The 2992-nt window shown below is 54.6% G+C and carries 3 protein-coding genes and 1 pseudogene; all 4 read right to left on the bottom strand.

The features are described 5' to 3' along the window. Positions 1 to 139: 139 nt before the first annotated feature. The gene (locus tag WMO23_RS11055) at positions 140 to 766 is read right to left on the bottom strand and encodes a hypothetical protein (protein WP_349174077.1); all 627 of its coding nucleotides are present in this window, start codon (positions 764 to 766) and stop codon (positions 140 to 142) included. 23 nt (positions 767 to 789) lie between these two features. Continuing rightward, on the bottom strand, positions 790 to 1677 hold the full coding sequence (locus WMO23_RS11050) for a radical SAM protein (RefSeq protein WP_349174075.1): 888 nt from the start codon (positions 1675 to 1677) through the stop codon (positions 790 to 792). A gap of 72 nt (positions 1678 to 1749) precedes the next feature. Further along, on the bottom strand, positions 1750 to 2142 hold the full coding sequence (locus WMO23_RS11045) for an EamA family transporter (RefSeq protein WP_239639625.1): 393 nt from the start codon (positions 2140 to 2142) through the stop codon (positions 1750 to 1752). Between the two features lie 136 nt (positions 2143 to 2278). Next, positions 2279 to 2650 (bottom strand): annotated as a pseudogene (locus tag WMO23_RS11040) (EamA family transporter); the annotation flags it as partial. Positions 2651 to 2992 lie beyond the last annotated feature (342 nt).

The raw sequence follows: 2992 nt of genomic DNA, 5'->3' as shown, positions 1-2992 counted from the left end.
AAGTTTGTGGGGGTCGCCCGTGGGCGACCCGCTAGGGATTTGGATGGTTTTCCTAGCAAGCTGATTGGGACATCGTACATATACCGGAGCGGGCGCCCCACGGGTCGCCCCTTTTTTTACGAGCCACGAGCCACTAAATTCAAATGGCCTGCGGGAAGGTGTTGGTCAGTATCTTAGCCCCGCCTTCGGTCGTTTTGGTCTGCAAGGATGTTCCACCCGTTGCGACGTCTTCGATATCCGTCGGGATGCGCTTATAGGGCAGCTTTTTCATAATGCGGTCCATAGATTCCGTCAGGATTTCCTTGGGGTCGTTCAGGATAGATGCCGATTCGATTTCACGGCCTTTGTCGCTGTAGCTCTTGAAGGTATCGGTCCGCTTATCGTAGGCGTATACCGTCAGGTGATAGAGACATTCCGTGATGATTTCGTCATCATCATAGCGCCAGAGCCCGGCCATGTGCTGCCGCCAGTACCAGGTCTGGACGACGGGGACCAGGACGACGTCGGCTTTATACTGGGCCGAAAGGGCGCGCATCGTGTCGATGTTGACGTCAGACGGCGACAGAGCTGTATCCGTTTCGATGCGGTCCCAGTAGGGGATGCGGAACGGCTGTTTCAGCCGGTTTTTCATGAAACGGGCGGCGTAGCTGTCCTGTGTCGTATCGGCAATGACGACAGTGCGCATGTTATTGAAGCGCGGGCCGTCGGCAAAGACCGTTGTAATCGACAGGATGCAGAAGAAAAGCAAAAGACAGAGTTTTTTCACGAGGCAACACCTCCAGCAAAAAATCAGAAATTGCCGTTATCGTTTAAGAGCGGCAGCGTGTCGTCGACTTGCGGGATGTAGCATTCCAAAGTGGCCAGCATTTTTTCCTTATCCATCGGCAGGGTGCCGCCGACAGGCAGGAGATTGGAAACGTGGTTACTGCGGAAGATGCAGGGCTTGGTCATTTCCGTATGGCGCAGGATCATGTCCAGTTCCTGGAGGAAGCCCCGCGCTGTCAGGGGGGTAAACGTTCCATTGACGACATCCTGGTAGAGCGGTACTTCGCGGGGAATAATGAGCGACAAGGCGCTGAGCATGGTCGGGTTGATGGCCGATACGACCTGGGCCGTATGCAGGGCATGTTCTTTGGTCCGTTCCTGGCCGCCCAAGCCGAGGAGAATCATCGTCGACAGCTTCATGCCTGCTGCCAGGGCTTTTTTCCCGGCTTCGATGGTCAGGGCTGCCGTCGTCCCTTTATCGACGAGTTTCAAGACCTCGTCGTCTCCGCTTTCAATGCCCATGTAGACGATGGCCAGGCCCGCTTCGCGGAGGCGCTTCAATTCTTCCGGCGTCTTGCGGACCAGGTCAGCCGGAGTCGCATAGGCACCGATACGGTTCAGATTGGGGAATTTTTCGTAGCATTTCTGCATGATAGCTACGAGTTTGTCCGTCGGCAGGACCAGGGCATCGCCATCAGCCAGGAAAATCCGGCGGATGAAGGGCATGGCATAGGCGCCGCGCTCGATGATCCCTTCTATTTCTTCCATGGGACGGATGCGGAATTTAGACGCTTTGTACATATCGCAGAAACGGCAGGTATTGTGGGAACAGCCGATAGTAACGCGCAGGATGAAGCTGCGGGCTTCACTGGGCGGGCGGAAGACGAGGCCGCCGGCATCATCAATAATCATAGTAACACACCTTTCTCAAAAGATGAAAAAAACATTATTCATTCATCTCTTATTATACACGAAAAGTACGTATTACGAAATAGCTGGTTTCTTCTGCAAGATGATAATGAAGACCGTAGCGATGATACAGGCATAGCCGATGAGTTCAACCGTATGGAACGTCGTACCCAAGGCGATGGCCGAAGTCACTGAAGCGACGACCGGTTCCAGCGTGCCCAGGAGAGTCGCCTTCATCGGCCCGATTTCACTGATACCCGTGACAAAAGCCGCAAAAGACAGGGCCGTGCCGATGATGACGATAAAGGCAACAGCCAGCCAGCCCGTCAGGTCCAATGCGGGCCAGACCGTCCAGACCTGCAGGGTCAGACTGAGAAAAACGCCGCCGATGATCATGCCCAGGCCGTTGGCAACGGCCGCTCCCCAATGAGCTGCCAGCCCCTGGGACAGGACAGGATAGGGTGACACAGGCGATGGCGCCGATGAGGCCCCAGGTCAGGCCTAACGGAGAAATGACCATCGTCGACGGGGTGCCGTTGGTCGCAGCCAGGTAGACGCCGCCAAAGGCCAGGAAGACCGACAGGATTTCCCGCCCTGTCGGCCGTTTATGGAAGCGGACGGCTAAATAGAGCGACATGAGGACGACACTCAGGGTCTGCAGGACCGTCGCCGTGCCGGCGTTCGAGTTCTTTATGGCCGATAAATACGAGAACTGGCTCAAGATGAGGCCGAATAGGGCAAACAGGACCAAGTGGCGCAGACTGACCGGGTCATGCAGCATCTGGCGTATCTCGGCCCGCTTCGTCGGCAGTACCATGAGCGTCAGGAACAACCCGGCCAGGCACATGCGTATCGACGCCAGCCAGGACGGCTCGACAGGATAATGAGAGAGCAGGAACTGACTGACAACGCCATTGAACCCCCACGTCGTCGCACCGATGACACAAGCCACGATACCATGCTGCGTTTTTGTCATACTAAGACCTCCTCTGCCTGGGGCAATCATATTATCCTAAGTATACACGAGGTGAGGAAGGGGTGCAAGGGAATACCGCTTTCAAGCGGTATTCCCTGTAGGAGCGCCACGTAGGGCGCCCGCTGTCGAAAAAGGGGCTTGTCATCATGCGAGGTCCTTTTCACTTTATAGTTTGTAGTATGTAGTTTATAGTTTGTAGAAGATGACTTTAAATTTAAAAACCTCCGCTAACCCCTAGCCACTAGCTACTAACCACTAAAAAAAGGGGGCTGTCGCATTAAGCCATTTCGGCTTTGTGCGACAGCTCTCTTTTTTTATTCTATTTCATCGTTCTATTCTCTT

It is taken from the genome of Megasphaera intestinihominis (assembly GCF_040096415.1).
Taxonomy (GTDB): Bacteria; Bacillota; Negativicutes; order Veillonellales; family Megasphaeraceae; genus Megasphaera; species Megasphaera intestinihominis.
Note: the sequence above shows the minus strand (reverse complement) of the source record. Positions and strands in the feature narration are given on the sequence as shown.

Bases quoted from the DNA above. Each gene is read 5' to 3' on its own strand.
- WMO23_RS11050 (WP_349174075.1), bottom strand. From the start codon at position 1,677: ATGATTATTGATGATGCCGGCGGCCTCGTCTTCCGCCCGCCCAGTGAA.